Annotated in this window: 16 protein-coding genes; 6 read left to right on the top strand and 10 right to left on the bottom strand. The window is 61.0% G+C overall.

From position 1 onward, the window contains the following. Position 1 precedes the first annotated feature (1 nt). Positions 2–2,029, bottom strand: coding sequence for a TPM domain-containing protein (locus ACX80D_RS02385; protein ID WP_459320969.1), 2,028 nt, complete (start codon positions 2,027–2,029; stop codon positions 2–4). Positions 2,030–2,304: 275 nt separating this feature from the next. Here ACX80D_RS02385 and ACX80D_RS02390 point away from each other — a divergent pair, with 275 nt between their 5' ends. Beyond that, positions 2,305–4,293 (top strand): S1C family serine protease, encoded by a 1,989-nt coding sequence (locus ACX80D_RS02390; protein WP_459320970.1) that lies wholly within the window; start codon positions 2,305–2,307, stop codon positions 4,291–4,293. 182 nt (positions 4,294–4,475) lie between these two features. Here ACX80D_RS02390 and ACX80D_RS02395 read toward each other — a convergent pair whose 3' ends face one another. Together ACX80D_RS02395 and ACX80D_RS02400 are read right to left on the bottom strand one after the other, a co-directional pair. Continuing rightward, on the bottom strand, positions 4,476–5,786 hold the full coding sequence (locus ACX80D_RS02395) for a permease (protein ID WP_459320971.1): 1,311 nt from the start codon (positions 5,784–5,786) through the stop codon (positions 4,476–4,478). 32 nt (positions 5,787–5,818) lie between these two features. After that, complete coding sequence (locus tag ACX80D_RS02400; protein WP_459320973.1) at positions 5,819–6,532, bottom strand: ABC transporter ATP-binding protein; 714 nt, start codon at positions 6,530–6,532, stop codon at positions 5,819–5,821. A 220-nt stretch (positions 6,533–6,752) separates the two neighbouring features. Here ACX80D_RS02400 and ACX80D_RS02405 point away from each other — a divergent pair, with 220 nt between their 5' ends. The 3 genes from ACX80D_RS02405 to ACX80D_RS02415 all read left to right on the top strand — a co-directional run bounded on the left by ACX80D_RS02405 (position 6,753) and on the right by ACX80D_RS02415 (position 9,803). Continuing rightward, a complete protein-coding gene (locus ACX80D_RS02405; protein WP_459320975.1) occupies positions 6,753–7,577 on the top strand; it encodes an electron transfer flavoprotein subunit beta/FixA family protein in 825 nt (274 codons plus the stop codon). A gap of 12 nt (positions 7,578–7,589) precedes the next feature. Further along, on the top strand, positions 7,590–8,558 hold the full coding sequence (locus ACX80D_RS02410; RefSeq protein WP_459320977.1) for an electron transfer flavoprotein subunit alpha/FixB family protein: 969 nt from the start codon (positions 7,590–7,592) through the stop codon (positions 8,556–8,558). A gap of 198 nt (positions 8,559–8,756) precedes the next feature. Beyond that, the gene (locus tag ACX80D_RS02415; protein ID WP_459320978.1) at positions 8,757–9,803 is read left to right on the top strand and encodes a hypothetical protein; all 1,047 of its coding nucleotides are present in this window, start codon (positions 8,757–8,759) and stop codon (positions 9,801–9,803) included. 137 nt (positions 9,804–9,940) lie between these two features. On the opposite strand, the gene ACX80D_RS02420 is transcribed toward ACX80D_RS02415, so the two are convergent. The 3 genes from ACX80D_RS02420 to ACX80D_RS02430 all read right to left on the bottom strand — a co-directional run bounded on the left by ACX80D_RS02420 (position 9,941) and on the right by ACX80D_RS02430 (position 12,374). Next, positions 9,941–10,747, bottom strand: coding sequence for a class I SAM-dependent methyltransferase (locus ACX80D_RS02420; protein ID WP_459320979.1), 807 nt, complete (start codon positions 10,745–10,747; stop codon positions 9,941–9,943). A 64-nt stretch (positions 10,748–10,811) separates the two neighbouring features. Beyond that, positions 10,812–11,285, bottom strand: coding sequence for a tRNA (cytidine(34)-2'-O)-methyltransferase (locus ACX80D_RS02425; protein WP_459320980.1), 474 nt, complete (start codon positions 11,283–11,285; stop codon positions 10,812–10,814). Positions 11,286–11,387: 102 nt separating this feature from the next. Further along, positions 11,388–12,374, bottom strand: coding sequence for a J domain-containing protein (locus ACX80D_RS02430; protein WP_459320981.1), 987 nt, complete (start codon positions 12,372–12,374; stop codon positions 11,388–11,390). Positions 12,375–12,536: 162 nt separating this feature from the next. Here ACX80D_RS02430 and ACX80D_RS02435 point away from each other — a divergent pair, with 162 nt between their 5' ends. Continuing rightward, positions 12,537–13,478 (top strand): diacylglycerol/lipid kinase family protein, encoded by a 942-nt coding sequence (locus tag ACX80D_RS02435; protein ID WP_459320982.1) that lies wholly within the window; start codon positions 12,537–12,539, stop codon positions 13,476–13,478. A 13-nt stretch (positions 13,479–13,491) separates the two neighbouring features. Next, entirely contained in the window at positions 13,492–14,154 is a 663-nt protein-coding gene (locus ACX80D_RS02440) for a hypothetical protein (protein WP_459320983.1), read from the top strand. Here ACX80D_RS02440 and ACX80D_RS02445 read toward each other — a convergent pair. The 4 genes from ACX80D_RS02445 to folE form a co-directional block, all read right to left on the bottom strand. After that, a complete protein-coding gene (locus tag ACX80D_RS02445) occupies positions 14,133–14,942 on the bottom strand; it encodes a pyrimidine reductase family protein (RefSeq protein WP_459320984.1) in 810 nt (269 codons plus the stop codon). The genes ACX80D_RS02440 and ACX80D_RS02445 overlap by 22 nt on opposite strands. Next, on the bottom strand, positions 14,939–15,928 hold the full coding sequence (gene folP, locus ACX80D_RS02450) for a dihydropteroate synthase (RefSeq protein WP_459320985.1): 990 nt from the start codon (positions 15,926–15,928) through the stop codon (positions 14,939–14,941). The genes ACX80D_RS02445 and folP overlap by 4 nt, the downstream gene beginning before the upstream one ends. Before the next feature lie 8 nt (positions 15,929–15,936). After that, positions 15,937–17,247, bottom strand: coding sequence for an NAD(P)/FAD-dependent oxidoreductase (locus ACX80D_RS02455; protein ID WP_459320986.1), 1,311 nt, complete (start codon positions 17,245–17,247; stop codon positions 15,937–15,939). 87 nt (positions 17,248–17,334) lie between these two features. After that, the gene (folE, locus tag ACX80D_RS02460; protein ID WP_459320987.1) at positions 17,335–17,940 is read right to left on the bottom strand and encodes a GTP cyclohydrolase I; all 606 of its coding nucleotides are present in this window, start codon (positions 17,938–17,940) and stop codon (positions 17,335–17,337) included. Between the last annotated feature and the right edge of the window lie 206 nt (positions 17,941–18,146).

Below are 18,146 nucleotides of genomic sequence, written 5' to 3' on the forward strand. Positions count from 1 at the left end.
TCTAGAAGTTTCCGCCGCTGCCGCCAAATCCTCCACCGCCTCCACCGCCTCCTCCGAAACCGCCGCCGCCTCCGCCTCCTCCGAAACCGCCGCCGCCGAAGCCACCGCCGCCTCCGCCGGAGAGGAGCCCGCCAATGATGCCACCGAGGATGGCCCCGCCCATGCCGCCACCCATGGAACTGCGCCCACCGCCGCCGTAACCTCCGCCGCCACCGAAACTGTCGACGTCGTTCTGGGCGTACTGGATGGCTTGTTTGGCCAGCGCTTGCGCCTGCTGTGCATAGATTAGTGCGTTGGTGGGATCCGAATCGGAGATGCTCACGGCGTAGTCGAAGTTACGTTCTGCTTCTGAGAGCCGGGTCCTGGCTGCAGAACCGACGCCGCCACGGCGGGCGGCAATGAAATCCTTGGCCGTGGCAATGTTGGCCTGCGCCCCAGCAAAGGCCTGCTGTAGTGCCGCTTGAGCTCGCAATGCCTGCTGCTGCTGATCCCGAATACCGGTCAAAAGCTCATCGAGCTGATTGTGGGCATCCTGCACGGTAGCCAGCAGGGCCACCGGATCGGGCTTGCCGGCGGCAGCATTCATACGCACCTCATTGAGCGATGCTTCCGCTGCCTGAACCGTGGGTGCGTAGCGGGAGAACTCGGGGGAGGCAACCATCGACTTGGCCTGCTGCAAATCAGCAAGAGCTGCCGGAAGTGCCGTATCCAACGTGGCCGCTGCATCACGGATGCTTGCTTCGGTGTTTGCAATCGCGTCCAGAAGAACCGTGGACTGCAGCAGACTTTCCTCCGCAGCCTTGACTGCCACAGCTGCTCCCGCAGTATCCGAAGCCGCCAATTTTGTGTCGGCCTCAGTGGCCGCGGTATCCACAAAATCAAGCCGTTCTTTGGCCTCTGCCACGTTGTCACGCACAGTTGCCAGCGCCGAATCGGAGTAGTGCGACGTCAAAGCAGACAATTTCTGCTCAGCAGCAGCCACGGAGGTCCGAGCCTCAGCAGCTTGAGATCGGATGCTGGCCAAGACTTGTGGAGCGGTCCGTTCCAGTTCACGCAACTCATCGAAGGCAGACTTTTCTGCATCAAGCGCCGCGTTGGCGTCCTCGCTGCGCTTGATGATTTCACCGAGCCAAGAACGCTGCTCTTCAATGGTGTCGGGAATTTCGTCGTCGAGCTGCTGCTGAAGTTTGAAGGATTCGGAGAGGTGAGTCTTGGCGCTCTCCAGTGCGGCCTGGAATGGTTTGACGGACTCATTGCCGTACGATGCCTGCGCGAATCCAATTTCGTGCTCGCTGGTCTTGATGGCATCATCGGCTGCAATCAACAGGGAGCCGGCCTTGGCACGCAGCTCCGGGATGGTCATGCCAGCGTTGGGATCCAGCGGCTTTCCATCAGGTCCATAGCCCTTTGCGGTTGCCTCAGCTGCACCCTTTTTGCGCTTGTTGCGAATGTACAGAGCAGTTCCAGCACCACCAACGACGACGACGCCGCCCACTCCCAGCGCTACGAACCCGCCGGTGGCATCCGGCACGTCACCCTTACCGCCGCCGGCTGCATCTCCCAGAGCTGCGGCCGCATCGATGGCAGCCTGGGCCCAGTTGCCAGCCGAGAGCTGGGGTTTGATGGCGCTCGATTGGATGGCGGAGCCTTGGGCTGGCGATAGGAAGGTATCGGTGCCGCCAATGAATGCGTACTGTTTGTCTTGAACCGCCACTGCCAGTAGAGCATCGAACTGGCCCATGTTTTTCTCCGCGGCGACAGTGTTGGCCCACGTCTGTTGATCTTGACCGTCAAAGGAGTCGACATACACCACGAAGAGCGTGACGCCGTGGTCCTTGCTCAATTTCGTGATCGCGTTTTGAACCTCTGTCTTTTGGCCGCCGAGCACATTGGCGTTGTCCACAATATAGGTGCCTCCGGGAATACTCACCGGTGGCTCGGCCTGGGCAGCGCCGGCTGGGAACAGCAAGAGTGCCATCAGGGCAAAGACTGCCAGAACTGGGGGAAATACTTTCAACCGTGAAAACATCGCTCACCTTTGGTGTGTGACCACTACAGGACCACTCTGGGAATCGGGCCTATTACTTCAAACGATACTATGGCGCGGATTTGATTGGGCTAGGTTTGCCCGGCCGGTATTTCGCTGTCCGGATAATGCTGCTGCAGCCTGCGTGGGAGATAATGGAACTAGATGAACCTTCACAGCTACCTTCCAGCGAACGTTCGTCAAGGCTCCAGCCGCGGAGACCATGATGATACTCAAGCAAGGATTCGTCACACAGGATTTCAATGAAGGGAAAGCTGATGTCTGAGAACAATGGTGAGCACACCACTGGCAGCAACGATCGGTCAGAACAGCCCGAGCAGTCTGATGCAGCACCCGAGCAGTCTGATGCTGCACAGGCAGGACAGCCAGATGCTGGGCAGGCAGGACAGCCAGATGCTCGGCAGGTTGAGACTTCGCATGTTGAGACTTCGCAGTCCGAGACAGCAGCGTCGGAGGTAACTCCCCGGTCCTCTGCGGCACATGCCGCTCCGGCAACCCCGACCACGGCACCCCGTCCGGTACAGCAGCCGTGGGGCCAGGCGGCCCCGAGCCAGCCTGCGCAGGCCCAGCCGGCCCAATCTCCTCATACGCAGCCCCAAACTCAGCAAGACTCCGGGCAGTACGGATACGGCGTCCCGGTCCCGCCGGTAGAACGGCCCAGCGGATACGGCGCACCGACTCCAACAAGCAACTCTTACGCCAATCCCACTGAGCGGATTCCGGCCTCACCGGCCCACAGCGCAGGATCTCACAGCGCAGAGCCCAACGGCGCACAATCCAACACTGCAGAGTCCCAGAGCGTGGGCTCACAGAACCCCACCGAGCCCATCCCCAACGGATTTGGTGCAGGTAGTTATGGCACCAGCAGCTTCGGAAACACCAGCCATGACAGTGCCCAGGGCGCCGGGAACCACAACACCAGTACCCCGAACTATGGTGAGGGATACGCGGGACCGGGCTACCCGGCGTCGAACATGTATCCCCAGAGCCAGCCGCAGCCTCCCGGTGTGTCACCGCAGCGCAATACTAAGGGTGGCAAAAAGGTGGGCATGGGCATGTTCACCACTGGTGTTCTGGCGGCGGCGCTGGTTGGCGGGTTGGTGGGCGGAGGGTCGTTGTTCCTGCTCAATCAGCAAACGGATAACTCCTCGGCGAACACCACTTCTCAGAGCGCGCCGTTGGTGGTCAACAACACCAACTCGGTCAACCAGGTGACGGCTGCTGCGGCGAAAGCGATGCCGTCGGTGGTTACAATTTCGGCCACGAGCGGGAGCTCCGGTGGAACGGGCTCGGGGATCATTTTAGACACCGAGGGTCACATCCTGACCAACACGCACGTAGTCACGTTGGACGGCGCTGCCGCGCATGCCGCCATTCAAGTGCAGACCAGTGATAACAGGGTTCACGAGGCCACCATTGTGGGCACGGACCCGCTTTCGGACCTCGCTGTGATCAAAATTGATGCGCCCGACCTGGTTCCGGCCGCATTGGGCGAATCCAGCCAGATCAACGTGGGCGATACCGTCATTGCCATCGGCTCTCCGCTGGGTCTGAACGCCACCGTCACCGAGGGTATTGTTTCCACGCTAAACCGCACCATTCAAGTGGCCTCCTCCGCCGTTCCGGATGACAGCGGCGACTCTTCACAGGACCCAGATAGTGGAGACAATGGGTTCCAGTTCTCCCCTCCAGGCGGCGGGGCAGACAACACGGCAGCTACCGGCACGGTGAACCTGAACGTGATCCAGACCGATGCAGCCATCAACCCCGGCAACTCCGGTGGTGCGCTGGTTAACGCTGAAGGTCAGATCATCGGTGTCAACGTGGCCATTGCCTCGACCGGTAACTCTTCCAAATCCAGCGGCCAGGGCGGCAACATCGGAGTGGGCTTCTCCATCCCCATGGATCACGCCAAGCGAGTCGCTGCTGACATCATCGAGACGGGTTCGGCCACCCACGGCCAGCTCGGTGTCTCGGTCAGCGGCACCTCCGCATCCGGAACAAGTAGTGCCTTCTCCTCCGGTGCAACGGTAGCGGATGTGACCGCCGGCAGCGCTGCAGACAAGGCCGGTTTGAAGAAGGGCGATGTCATCAGCAAGCTGGGCAACCGCACCATTTCTGATCCGTCGGATCTGACTGCGGCTGTCCGCGAGCAGCCAGGCGGTGCCACCGTGAAGATGGATTTCACCCGCGATGGCAAGGCGCAGAGCATTGACATCGCGCTGGACACCATGCCGACCGACTAAGCGGTACCGACTCCGGCCCATCGCAGCCAAATAGTTTGAAGCTGCGGATGGTTACGCTGCAACGGTGCGCTACTCAGTGAGTAGCGCACCGTTCGCCGTTAACGAAGCGCAGGCTCAGGGTCAGTATCAGGGGACGACGCCGGTGCGGGGCTAGCACGGGAGCGGCGCGGGAGACCGGTAGTTTACTGGGCCAGGACCGCGTCCAGAACCGGTGTTGAGGCTAGGAGGCCCAGCCAAACCACAACACTGCCGAGGACCAACATCGAGGCAATGATCAAGAGCGAGAGTGGGGCCACGAGCAGAGCCATCCCGGTCAACGGGAACACCAACGCAGCCGCCATAACGGCCGATCCCACGGTCACGCTACGCACTGGCCACATGACCGCGCGTTTACGGGCGGCATCCATGACACTGCGCGGCATCCCCAGTCGGTCCAGGCTCACATATAGTTCCCTGCGGTCAACAATGGCGGCAGACTGATTCACGCCGGCGCTGCAGGCAACCAGCAGAAATGAGGCCACCACCGTAATAAGCACACCCGTGCGCATATCGGCGTAAAGCAGTTTTTCGATCGGGTCAGTGACCTCGCCGAAGGCTTCCATTGAGGACAGCGCAACCCCCGTCACAACAGCAATGAAGCTGGTCATAGACAGCGCGCTGACCTGCCGCCACGCTGCTTTGGGCGATTCCAAAATGGTCCTGGCAGCCAACAAGCGCACAGGAGTTTGTGCCCGACGCAGCCCACGCCCGGCCAGCCACTTCAGCACATACGGGCCTATCAAGTTCAGCAGCGCCATCCCGCCTGCGAAACACGCGCAAAGTATGACGATCATGAGCGCAGCCGAACCGCTGGCCGTCAGATTATTCATGACCACGAAAAGTACGACGGCGGCGCCAGCCCCGAGCGCCAAGCGTTGCCACCGAACGGTGGGAGGTTGTTGACGAGTACGGACTCCAAGAGGTGAAACCACCACTTGTCGCAGGCCAATTGCGGCACTGACTGCAGCCAGCAGAATAAGGGCCGTCACAGCATTGAGGAGCACGCCAGCAGGGAGCCACAAATTTGCCAGCCCCAGAGCCTCACCTCGGAAGTGGATCAACGCCACGGCCGGGAGTGTCACGGCGTAGAGAACAACACCAGCGAGCACACCCACCAAAGCAATAAGCGTTGATTCCACCACGGTCAGCACCGCAACGAACGTGGGGGTGCCGCCCAGTAGGCGCAAGGTTGACAGCCGTTCATCACGGCGTCGGGCCGAAAGTCTGGCCGCCGACCCGCCCAAGGTGAGTAAGGGGAGAATCATCAACGAGACGGCAAAACCTGCCAACATCTGGTACGTACCGGTCGTGTCCCTCCCGTCTTCGGGAGGGATGTTCGTGAAGAAACTCAAACCACCGGCGAGGACAATCAGAAGCAGCGCCGTAACCAAGGCGAAGGCTGTGGCGGGCAGAGCCATCGCTGCCTTACTTCCGGGCGCGGGGCGAGACAACATCCACAGGATTGAAAAGGTGGATTTCATGGGGTTCACGGCTGGGCCGCCCAGGTTTGTGCCGGGGTGCGGTGAGCTGAGAGCTCAAGGGAGAGAACGCCGTCGTGCATGTACAAAGTGCGTGAGCAGCGGGCGGCCACGAGGGGATCGTGGGTGACGAGGATCAGCGTGCGGCCGCGTCCGGACGTGGCGGCCAAGAGGGCTCCCATGACCTCGGCGGAGGTGTGCGAGTCCAGTGCACCGGTGGGTTCATCGGCGAAGACAATTCCGGCGCCGGTGACCTGGGCGCGGGCGATGGCCACGCGCTGCGCCTGGCCACCGGAGAGTTCGCCAATCCGCCGTCCCTCCATGCTGGCCAGCCCCAAGTGCGTCAGCCAAGAGGCTGCCTGGGGTTCGGCGTCGCGCCGTGAAACGCCGTTGAGCATCAGGGCCAAGGCCACGTTTTCAAGGGCCGTGAGTTCCGGGATCAGCAGCCCGGATTGGAAGACAAAACCGAAGGCCTCGCGCCGCAGTTTGGAGCGCTGCGTTTCATTCAATGTCGTGATCTCGGTACCCGTGTAGTTGACGGTTCCGGAGTCGGGGGCGGTGATGCCGGCAAGGGTGTGCAGCAGGGTGGTCTTGCCGGAACCGGAGGCACCCATGATGGCCACGGATTCGCCGGCAGCAATGTCTACGTCCACGTTGTTCAGAGCGATACCTGCGCCGTAACGTTTGGAAAGGGAGCGTGCGCTCAAGATTGTTGAAGTCATACTTCCACTGTGCCCGTCAGTGGTGGTGGTCAGCATCGGGCCGCAGACGGAAATATTTGGCGCCAATATCCACCCTCGGGAGGAGCCGATGTTCGCTGGGAGTAAAGTTTTGACGCGGAAAATTCCGCCCCTGAGCCACCACGAACTAAGCTGTGGAAGTAGGCCAAGGGCGAAGCGGGGCGCACCTGCCCCGACACGGGGCTGCGCACACCATCCGTTCATGACACAAAGGACAGCAGTGGAAAATTCAGCACTGAACATTGTCGTACTGGTTAAATATGTGCCAGATGCGCAGTTTGACCGGCAACTCGCCGGCGACGCACACGAACTCGATCGCAGCGAAAGCATCCTTTCTGAGCTTGACGAATACGCTTTGGAAGCAGCTCTTGCGCTGACCGACGCACGCGGTGGAGTCAAGGGTGGAAACACCGTTACGGCACTCACCGTGGGACCGGCATCGGCCGCTGTGGCCGTGAAAAAGTCGCTCCAGATCGGCGCAACTCAAGGCCTGCATGTCTGCGACGAAGCGCTTGCAGGCTCTGATGCCTCGGCGACCTCGCTGGTCTTGGCCGCAGCCATCAAGTCCCTCGGGGCGGTTGACCTGGTCATCACAGGTATGGCGTCCACCGACGGAGAAACCTCCATTGTTCCCGCGCAGCTTTCGGCCCGGCTGGGTCTGCCGCAGGTCACGTTCGCCTCAGCGTTGGACGTTGCTGGCAACACGCTCACGGCCCGCCGCGATGGGGATGAATTCTCAGAGGAAATTCAGGCCACCTTGCCTGCGTTGGTTTCGGTCACCGATCAGGCCAACGATCCTCGTTACCCCAACTTCAAGGGCATCCTCGCCGCGAAGAAGAAGAAGGTGACCACCGTGTCCCTGGCGGATTTGGGAGTCTCAGCAGACGCTGTCGGACATGCCGGATCCCTGACTAAGGTCACCGCGGCAGCCGAGCGCCCCGCCCGCGTCGCTGGCACCATCATCACCGATTCTGGCGATGCTGGCATCCAGCTTGTTGACTTCCTGGCCGCTGCGAAACTGATCTAAGGACCTAACATCATGAGTGCAATTGTTGTTTACATTGATCAGCTGGATGCTCCGGGCAAGCTTTCCGCCACCGTCAACCAGCTACTGACTCTGGCCCGTGGCGCTGGGGAACCCGTGGCCGTTGTGGCCGGTCCGGTGAGTGCTGCGGTGCTGGCCGAGTTGGGTGCCCAGGGCGTTTCCCGCGTGCTGCATTCGGAGCAGGCTGAGCTGGGTCAGTTCCTAGTCGCCCCCAAAGCCGACCTCCTGGCCCAAGCCGCGGCAGCCGTCTCCGCAAGCGCCATACTGGTGGACAATAGTGCCGCTGGTAAGGAAATTGCGGCTCGCGCTGGCGTCACCTTGAATGCTGGGGTGATCACCGATGCCGTCTCCGTGACGTACGACGTCGGCACCTTGGTTGCGCATAAATCCATCCTTGCGGGGTCCTGGACTGTTGAGGCGCGGGCTACCTCGGCGATCGCCGTCGTCAGTGTCAAGGCACACAGCGTTGAGGCGGTCCCTGCGGCTGAACCGGCTTCCCCCGTGGTTGAGGTTTTGAACGTGGCCTTCGCGCCGGCAAGCTTGGGCGCACGTGTTGTCTCCCGCACGCCGCGGGCAGCGTCCGGACGCCCCGAGTTGGAAGATGCGCGCATCATCGTGGCCGGTGGCCGCGGCGTTGACGGCGATTTCGCTCCGATCGAGGAGCTCGCTGACGTTCTCGGTGCCGCCGTTGGTGCTTCACGTGCAGCCACTGACGCGGGCTGGATTTCTCACGCTTCGCAGGTGGGCCAGACTGGTAAAAAGGTCTCCCCGCAGCTGTACATCTCGGTAGGTATTTCCGGTGCCATTCAGCAGAAGGCCGGTATGCAGACCTCCAAGTTGATTGTTGCAGTGAACAAGGATTCCGAGTCGCCGATCTTCGAAATTGCCGATTTCGGCATCGTGGGGGACCTGTTCCAGGTGCTGCCGCAGGCCGTAGCGGAAATCAAGAAGCGCCGCGCCTAGCGCAGCCTCGCTGGGAAATGCCGCCGTTTGACGTAAATGCCAAGGTTTGAACTGTGGCATTTGCGTCAAACGGCGGCATTTTTGTCATCGTGCAACGGAGGCTTCGGTGCCGGGGCCACGGAGACCAGCTGTGGGAGTTATCCACAGACCGGAAGATGCCACTGTTTTGCGCCGGCAAAGGGTGGAAGCCTTGACCGCATGAAGAAACCCAAGCTCATTAGGTCAGCAGAGTATGACCACCTTGGCCAGGACCGCCGGAAGTTGGCCACCTTGCAGCGGAAGGGTGTGCTGGTTCGGGTGCGGCGAGGCAATTATGTGGATGCCGCTGAATGGCAAACCCTCTCGCGACGAGAACAGTACGGATTGCGTGTCCTAACATTCGGGCAGCAGGCAGTGCAAGAACCCGTCTACTGTCATGCCACAGCGGCTCTTCTATGGGGATTGTGGATTGTGGGCATGCCGCAGAAAATTCACACTCGAACTGAAGTTACAACCAGTGGACGAAGCTCGAAGGAGGTCACCCGGCACATTGGCTCCTGCACAGAAGGTATCCAACGTTGTGGCCCCTTCCTTGTCACTGACAAACTCAGCACCACAATGCAACTCATTGACACCTTGGCCTTCCCCTATGCCGTGGCCGTGTGTGATTCGAGTTTGCGGCCGCGGGCAAGTAAAGGGAACCAGAACGTATTTACTTCGCCAGAATCGGATCCCTTCCAACACTGGCCGGAGTGGGATCCCGAGGTGCCGCAGGGCTTGCCGTTGACGGTGGCTCAATTGCGTGCTGCGGCAGACGCGTTGCCCAGCAGAGCCGCCCGAGACAGGGCGTTGAAAGTCATAGAGTTCGCCTCAGCCTTGTCAGGATCAGCAGGAGAATCACTGAGCCGCGTAAAAATGTTCCGGCTGGGATTTCCCACACCGATTTTGCAAGAGCCGTTTGAGCTCCGAGATGGAAAGACAGCCAAAGCCGACTTCTGGTTCAAGGAGAAACGGATCGTCGGGGAAATCGACGGGCTGGGGAAATACCTCAAAGCCAATTGGAGCGGCGGGCTGTCCCTTGCCGACCGGATCATTGCCGAAAAGCGACGAGAAAACCAGATTCGGGCTCAAGGTGTGGGCTTTGCCAGATGGGACTGGAAAGAACTCATGGACACGGAGACGTTTGCAAGCATTTTGCGGCAAGCGGGGCTGCGGCAGAGTGGACCAAGGACGGGGCCTTGGGGCCATTCGCGAAAAATGCCATAGTTTGACGTCGATGCCATAGTTCAAACCTTGGCATCCACGTCAAACTATGGCATGTGCGGAAGTGCGGCGCAGAGTACGGTGCAAAGTACGGTGAGCAGTCCAGTCCGCTCCGGTCCGGCGCGGAAGTGCGGCGCAGATTAGGCCCGAGGCGCCGAGGCCGTGGCAATCAAAGCGTTGGAGTTCATTTCACTCACCGGGCCCACAGACGCCATGAAGTCACGCCGAACGCGGGCAATAGCCTCCGGATCGCGGGGGAGTAGGGTACGCCAACCACTTCCCATGACCAGATTCCAGGCCATGACGTCATCCACGGTGAGAGTCAATGGATGCTGAGTGACAGAGATGTCTTCCAGACCTCGTTCGCCAAGCCATGCGGTCAACTTCTCTACGGAGTTCACTCGGCCCATGTTCTGGTTTGGCAGTGGTTCCACACCAGCCAACCGTGGGCGTTCCTTGATCGCGGCCGCCAGAATGAGAGCGGCGAAGGGTTCCAACGCGCCCTCTACCCAGGTGCTCATGACGATTCGTCCACCGGGGCGCAACATGGAAGCGAGATGTTCTACGCCTGCTTCCATATCAGCGAAGAAGAACATGCTGTAGGAACACAGCACGGCGTCGAAGGTGCGGTGTCCGCGCCATTGAGTAACGTCTGCCTCGGTGAGAGTGGTGTTTAAGATGCCACGTTCGCCGAGGTTCGCCGCCGCGATGCGGAGCAAGCCGGTGGAGAGGTCCACGCCGTCGACCGTTCCTTCTGGGCCCACAGCTAAAGCGGCCGGAAGAGTTGCCGCCCCCGTTCCACAGCAAGCATCCAAAACCTTTTCGCCCGGCTGCAGGACAGCTGACTCAACCACGTCGCGGCCCATGGGGTCCCAGAGCTTGTCCGCCCAGGCCTCAAATTGCAGGGCGCCATCAGTGAACGCCAGGCCAGGATCGCGAGCGGACATGCATGCCTCCAGTTGATGATGCGGTAGATGAAGTGTGGCCGTCAGAGAGCCGGCAACTCGATGATTAAGCCTGGATCTGCGCCCCGGCAAATCCGTTTTGGCGCCATGCCTCGAAGACGGCGATGGAGGCAGCATTGGCTAAATTAAGGGATCGCAGTGCCGGTAGCATGGGCAGGCGGACTCGGGCAGTGATGTGCGGATCGGCCTTGACCTCGACGGGTAAGCCGTCAGATTCGCGGCCAAACATCAGCACGTCTCCGGGTTGGTAGGCGATGTCCGTGTAGGTAGCTTCGCCGTCCGAGGTAAAAGCGAAGACGCGCTCAGGGGCCAGCGCCGTCCAGGCCGCCTCAAGAGTTTTGTGGATCGTCACCACGGCAAGATCATGGTAATCGAGCCCGGCCCGGCGCAGTTTGGTGTCTGAAAAGTCGAAGCCCAGAGGCTCCACCAAGTGCAATTCGGCGCCGGTGATGGCTGCCAATCGAATGGCGTTGCCGGTGTTGCCGGGGATCTCGGGCGTTAGGAATAGGATGCGAAACACGCCTTTTATACTACCGCCCTCGACCGCTATGCGCAGACCCGCTGGAAATACCGGGGTTGCCATGCCGTCGGGGTTGCAGGCCTGCATGCTTGCAGGGAGAAGCTAGTACATGCCGCCGAGGAGGCGGTCCAGAACGCTCAGGTCAACCACGTTAGGTGCCGGGCCAGAGGCCAGGAACTGTTTGACCTCGCGTACAAACCGGGCAGCGTTGGCGACATTGAGCATGTTGGAGCCGTCGGGCTCGGTGCCGCGGGCGTAGTCAATGACCGGTTCGAAGAGGTTACCCGTGTTGCTGTGGACACAGACCCAAGCCGTGACATTACACTCTGGGAACAGCTCTTGGAATTGTCTGGTGGCGGCAATGAGCTGCGGCGGTGCGGCGACTTTGCTGCCGTGGATCAACATGGTGCCGTCCCAGCGGAAGGCTCCATCAGGTACCAGCATTGAACCGATGATGGCGATCCTGTACCCGGAGACCAAGACATGATCCAGATAGCCGTTGCTGCGCGGTGAGGTCAAACCGTTGACAAGCCGTGCCGCGGGGATGGCAGGTTGCACCTGCTGCATGATGAGCTGAGCGGTACGAGCTTCTCGGGCCAAACGTGAAGCAGCACCAAAAACGCCGCGCTTTCTGGGTGCGCCGTGGACGGGCTGGGCAGCAGTGGGGCGTGGCAGAAGCGGCATTTCACCCGGTGCCAGTTCCTCATACGCGGGCACATAGATGGCCGGATCTCCGGCAGTGTTGCGCTGCTCTTGGCTGCGACGGGTGCTGAATCCGCTGAAGCCACCGGTGCCTGAACCTGAACCTGAACCCGAACCTGAACCCTGACGCGAAGAAGACCCGGAGTTCGACGGGCCACGTCCAGCCCCCTGAGATCCGGCCCCATAGGATCGGTCATACTTTTGCCGTTTGGCAGGGTCCGCCAAGACCTCGTACGCCTCCGTGATTCGCCGGAACAAGGCAGGATCGCCGCCGCGATCGGGGTGGGCAATCCGGGCGGCCTTCCGGTAGGCGATCTTGACCTCGCGTTCGGTGGCGGTGCGAGAGAGTCCCAAGACTTGGTAATGCGTGAGAAATTTCTCGCCCACTGGTGGCCTTTCGATAGCCCGGCTGTGCCAAGGATTCATTCTAACGGCAGGCCCTGAAGATAAAGTCAGGACCCAGAACAGAAACCCAAGAATGAGAACACAGTGCATAAATACGGACATAAATTCGGTGCCTGTGCCGGGCGCTGACATACTGTCCTTGCCATGAACACTTTCCCAGCCCCCGCGGCGAACACCGCCCTGAACATTGCTGTGGCTGTCAATCCTCGCGCAGCTCTTGGTGGCAACCGCAAAAAGTCCCCTGGCAGCACGGGCGACATGGTGGTGGCGCGGTTGCGGGACGCCGGTCATAACGTGACGGTGCTGCGCCGCCGGGACTATGCGGCCCTGCGAGAGGCGGTCGACGCCGAAATTGCGGCAGGTACGCAGGCCTTGGTGGTGGTGGGTGGGGATGGCATGGTCCATTTGGCCGCGAACGCGCTGGTGGGCACGGGCATCCCGCTGGGCATTGTCCCCGCCGGCACTGGCAATGACGCCGCCCGCGGTCTGGGCCTTGACCCGCACGACGCGAGTGCCGCCGTCGAACATTTCATCCAGCGATGCCAGCAGCCGCCGCGCACCGTAGACCTAGGGCGGATCGATCGCGATGGGCAAGATCCGGTGTGGTTTATGGGCGCGTTCTCGGCCGGATTCGACGCGTTGGTCAATGAGCGGGCCAACGGTTGGCGCTGGCCGCACGGACCCATGCGCTACAACCTGGCGATCCTGCGCGAACTGGCCTTCCTTAAATCGCTGCACTACGCCGTGCGGGTGGATGGGGTGGCGCGCGATCAACCGGCGCTTCTGATTGCGGTGTCCAACGGGATCTCCATTGGCGGTGGCATGAAGATCACCCCGGATGCCAAGTACGACGACGGATGGCTGGATTTGTTTGTTGTCTCAGCTGTGCCGCGGCGAACCTTTTTGCGTATTTTTCCGCTGGTGTTCTCCGGGCGGCATACTGGCCATCCCGCGGTGTCGATCGAGCGGGTGCATGAGGTGGTTTTCACGGCACCCACGCTGGTGGCCTACGCCGACGGTGAGCGAATAGGTGCGCTGCCGGCCAAGGTGGTGGTCGATCCGGCTGCGCTGCAGCTGTGGGTGTGAGCAGTCAAGACTAGTGCAGTCTCCTTCAGACGCACGGGAAAGTGCCGTGGTCGGTGCGGTGGATGCTGTGAACTTTAGAGTTGGAACGCGGAATAGCGCTGCTGTAGCCGCAGTGTTGGCAGCTACCTTGAGCGGCTGCACGATTGCCATACCCGAGGGCCCGTCCACAGCGACTGACGCTGTAAGTTCAGCTCCGCCCAGCTCCGCAGCACCAACAGTGGTGGCTGGGCATGGCGCCGCCGCCGGTTGCCAGCTGGCGCGCTGGAGTACCGCCAACCAGGGCCCGCTCAGTGTCGACGGTGTTGACAAAATCTCCACGAGCAATCTCATGAAGTACTTAATTCCCTCGGTGACGGAATCGGCGCTGAACGAATCCACGCTGCCTTGGGTTGTTGAAGCCGGTAAGAAAGGGCAGGGCATCTCTTCCCTGAGCTTTACAAGCTCAGCCAGTAAAGACGTCATGGCCAGCACAGTGTGGGCACGAATGTTGGGCACCGCCGATACCGGCTTAGTGGTGTCGTTGGCCTGTCCCAGCGACGGTCTGCTTAGCGACACCACAGCGAAGATCATGACGAAATTGTCGTGGCACCGCCCACAAACTAGTCCAGTTGGGATTGGGATTGGGATTGGGCTGTTCGAGTTGAAGCTAAAGGATTACTCCACGGGGCGGACGTAGCGCAGGAACAGCATTGAGTCAGCTTTGAGGATTCGGGTTAGTTCCATGGTGCGGGCAATGTCAGCTGCGCCTCCTGCGCCACCGGTGGAGGTGGCGGCGTCGGCTGAATTTGATACAGGCTGGCCGTTGGCTATCCGCCCGGCCGCCCCTCCCACCAGCAGCGGGGACACCGTGAGGTTGAGTTCATCGACCCTGTTAGCTGCAGCGAAACTGCCCAGCAGCGTAGGCCCACCTTCGGAACGAATGTTCTTGTATCCGCGGGCCGCAAGTTCGGCGATGATCTGCTCAACGTCTAGGGAGTTTTCCCCGACATTGACCACATCGGCCACCTCGGAGAGGGCTTCCCGGCGTTCTTGCGGTGCAGAGCCAAGCGTAAGGATCAGGGGCCGCACCGGCGCTAGGGTGAACACCTCAAGATCACTGTCCAGATTCAAGGAGCCGGAAACGATCGCCAGCGGCGGGTGCTCCGAGAGCCAGTTCTCGGCACGCCAGGCCTGGGCTGTTTTGCTGAGCAGCTCCCCGCCGTAGCCTTCGGATCGGACGGTTTGGGCGCCCACCAAGATGACGTCGGCGGTTTGCCGCAACAACGCGAATACGCGCTGGTCCCAGGCGTTGCCTAGTTGCCCAGAAACCCCGTCCAAGGACGCCGCGCCGTCAATGCTGGCGATGAAGTTGAAGCTGACCCAAGGCCTATTACTGCGCCGGTTCTCCGGAGGAGCGGCCAGAATCTCATGGTCCAAGGCGGCCCCAGAAAGCAAGGCGGCGTCGGGAAAGATCCGCTCCATCATGGGTTACCTTTTCCGGTCTGGCTTTCCCTCCCAGGGTGGGCGGGCTCATTGATCTCACCCATATTGTGCTTGAGGAACGCCGGTTCTCGCCACCCCAAGACGGTTTCCGTCATGCGGATGGCGGAGTTGGAAGCTGCCACGTTGTGCATGCGTAATATCCGGGCTCCGCCCAGAATGCAGATCACCCCGGTGGCGATGGAGCCCTCCAGCCGATCTTCCTTTTTCTGGTTCAGCGATTCGCCAATGAAGTCCTTGTTGGACACGGCAGCCAAAGTGGGGAAACCCAAGGCGGCAATCTCGTTGAAACGGCGCGTGATGGCCAGAGTGTGCAGCGTGTTTTTGTTCAGATCGTGCCCCGGATCAATGATGATCTTCTCCGCCGGAACACCTAACGACAACGCCAGGTCAATTTTCTCTGTCAAGAAGGCAACCACCTCGGTGACCACATCGTCATAGTGCGGCCGCGGGTAGACGGTGCGCGGGGCAGCCAAGGAGTGGGTGATGATCAGATGGGCCCCGGACTCGGCCACCACGGAGGCGAGGTCGGGATTGGACAGCCCCGTGGTGTCGTTGATGACGTGGGCCCCGGCGGCAATGCTGCGGGCGGCCACCTCGGGTAGGAACGTGTCCACGGAAATGATCACATTACTGGCTCCGGCCACGGCGGCAATCACCGGCACTACGCGATCGGCTTCCTCATTGGCGCTCAACGCCGGCCCCGGTGCAAAGGGGACGCCGCCAATGTCAACCCAGTCGGCGCCGTCGTCCACGGCAGTGAGCGAGGCGGCCACTGCCGCATCGAGGGCAAAGGTGGCTCCGCCGTCGTAAAAGGAATCCGGAGTGCGGTTGACGATCGCCATGAGAGCCACTTGCCTGCTGAAGTCCAGCGTGCGGGGACCAAAGTGATGGACCGGATGCAGCAGCGGCGGAGAGTAAAACGGCGCAGCGGTGGTTGGCGATTCGGTGGAAGTGGCAGGGGTGGTCATAGTCTCCATCAAAGCCTCTCGAGCGGTGTTTGTGGGTCAGCCAGTGCGGCCGTGTCGATAATACGTCGGGAGGAAATAAGGTTCTTGATGGCATCCTGAACGTCCCAAATGTTCACATTCATGCCCGCCACCACATGGCCCTCGAGTACCCAGAAGGCAATGAATTCGCGCTTTGTCAGGTCGCCGCGGATCACCACTGCGGCCTCCTTGGTCAGTGCGCCGAATCCGGAATACTCCATGCCCAAGTCAAACTGGTCGGTGTAGAAGTAGGGGATGTCATCGAGCGCGGCGTCCTTGCCCAGCATGGATTTAGCCGCCACTTTGCCGCTAGCGATCGCGTTGGCCCAGTGCTCGGAGCGGGCATGCGTGCCGGTCACGGGGTGCATGGCATTGGCCACATCGCCGGCGGCAAACACATCCGGGGCCGAGGTTCGCAGCGCGGAGTCCACCTCAATGCCGTTGTTAATCGTGAGCCCGGCGTCCTGCGCGAGGGCAATATTGGGGACCACGCCCACGGCCACGATCACCACGTCCGCCGGGATCGTGACGCCGGTGGTGGTCAGGACCGAGCTCACGCGCCCGTCGCTTCCCAGGATTTCGGCGGCACTGGCAGGCAGCTCAAAACGAACGCCAGCTTCCTTGTGCCGATCGGTGAAGACCGTGCCCAGCTGCGCGCCAATCGCCGCGGATAGCGGTACTTCCTCGAGTCCCATGAGCGCCACATGGTTGCCCATCTCGGTGGCCGTGGCTGCAATTTCCATGCCAATCCAGCCCGATCCGATCAGCACCACATTCTTGCCGCCACCGGTGAATAGCTGTTTCAAGGCAACGCTGTCGGCCTTGGTCCGGAGAGTGTAAACACCCTGAAGGTCGACGCCGGGAAAAGGGATCCGGCGCGGGGCGGCCCCTGTTGCTAAAAGTACCTTGGCATACGGAAGCGTGGTTCCATTGGCCAAGGTTACGGTGCGGGACTGCTGGTTCAGGGCCGTTGCCGCAGTCCCGGTCATGAGTCTCACGTTGTTCTCCGGATACCAGGTGGCGGGCAAGGGGAGCAAAGCGTCCTCAGCCTCCTTGCCCGCCAGAAATCCCTTGGACAGCGGCGGGCGCTGGTAGGGGACCTCAGGCTCGTCGGCCACAATGGTGATTGGACCATTCCAGCCTTCCTTGCGCAGGGTTTCGGCGGCTGTGGCTGCCGTGAGACCGCCACCGATAATGACCATGCCAGGCGCTTGTGTGGCGCTTGCTGATGTGATTTCGCTGGCTGCTGATTCAGCTGCAGGTGCAGCTTCTGGAACGACGGGGCTGGTGGTCTGACTCATGATGGAAACTCTTTTCCGGGGAAAATCCTTATGTCTGTGTTGTGGTGGCCGGATGGGGGATTTTTTGTTGCCTAGGTGAGTCAGGTGTCAGTGCGGGAATTGGGCTCGCAAGGGTCCGTCGTCGTTCAAGAGGCCGGTGAAGACTGAGGTGCGGGTCAATGTCCCAGCCGTGTGGACGCCGCGCAGGGACATGCACATGTGTTCGGCTTCCATGACGACGCCCACGCCGCGTGGGGCCAGGGTGGTCTCGAGCCAGTCGGCGATCTGCTGGGTGAGGCGTTCTTGGACTTGCAGATCGCGGGAGAAGAGCTCTACGCCCCGGGCTAATTTGGAGAGGCCAAACAGGCGATCGCCCGGTAAATAACCTACATGTGCCACACCTCGGAAGGGGAGTAAATGGTGTTGACAGAGTGAGTGGAACGGGATGTCTTTGACCAGAACCAGACCTTGGTAGCCGTCCTCGTTAGGGAACGTGGTCCAAGAGGTTTTCCGCGGCGTGAGCATTTCGGCATAGGCCGCGGCAAGCCGGCGGGGAGTGTCGAGCAAGTGGGGATCGGTCTCGTCCCGGCCCAGCGCTCTCAGGAATTCGGCGATGGCTGCCTGAGCCCGGGGGAGGTCAATCCCAGCTGTGGCAGAGAGTTCTGGGTCTTCAAAAGCTAGGAGGTCCGGCAGGGACGCACTGGTGATGGACATATCCAACCCTTTCTAAATCTTGTATTATTGACTTTAGAAGCGCAGACCCACAGCGTCAAGCCATTAGACATATTCCGCAAACTGCCCGTCCCATGAGGCAAGGTAGTACGGCGCCATCAAGAGGGGAAGAGGTCAGTGGCCATGGATCCATCGGGGCCGGAATCAATAGCAGGACCACTTGGGCTGCCTAGGTCATCTGGGCCAAC

The sequence above is a fragment of the Arthrobacter sp. Sr24 genome, from assembly GCF_054511175.1.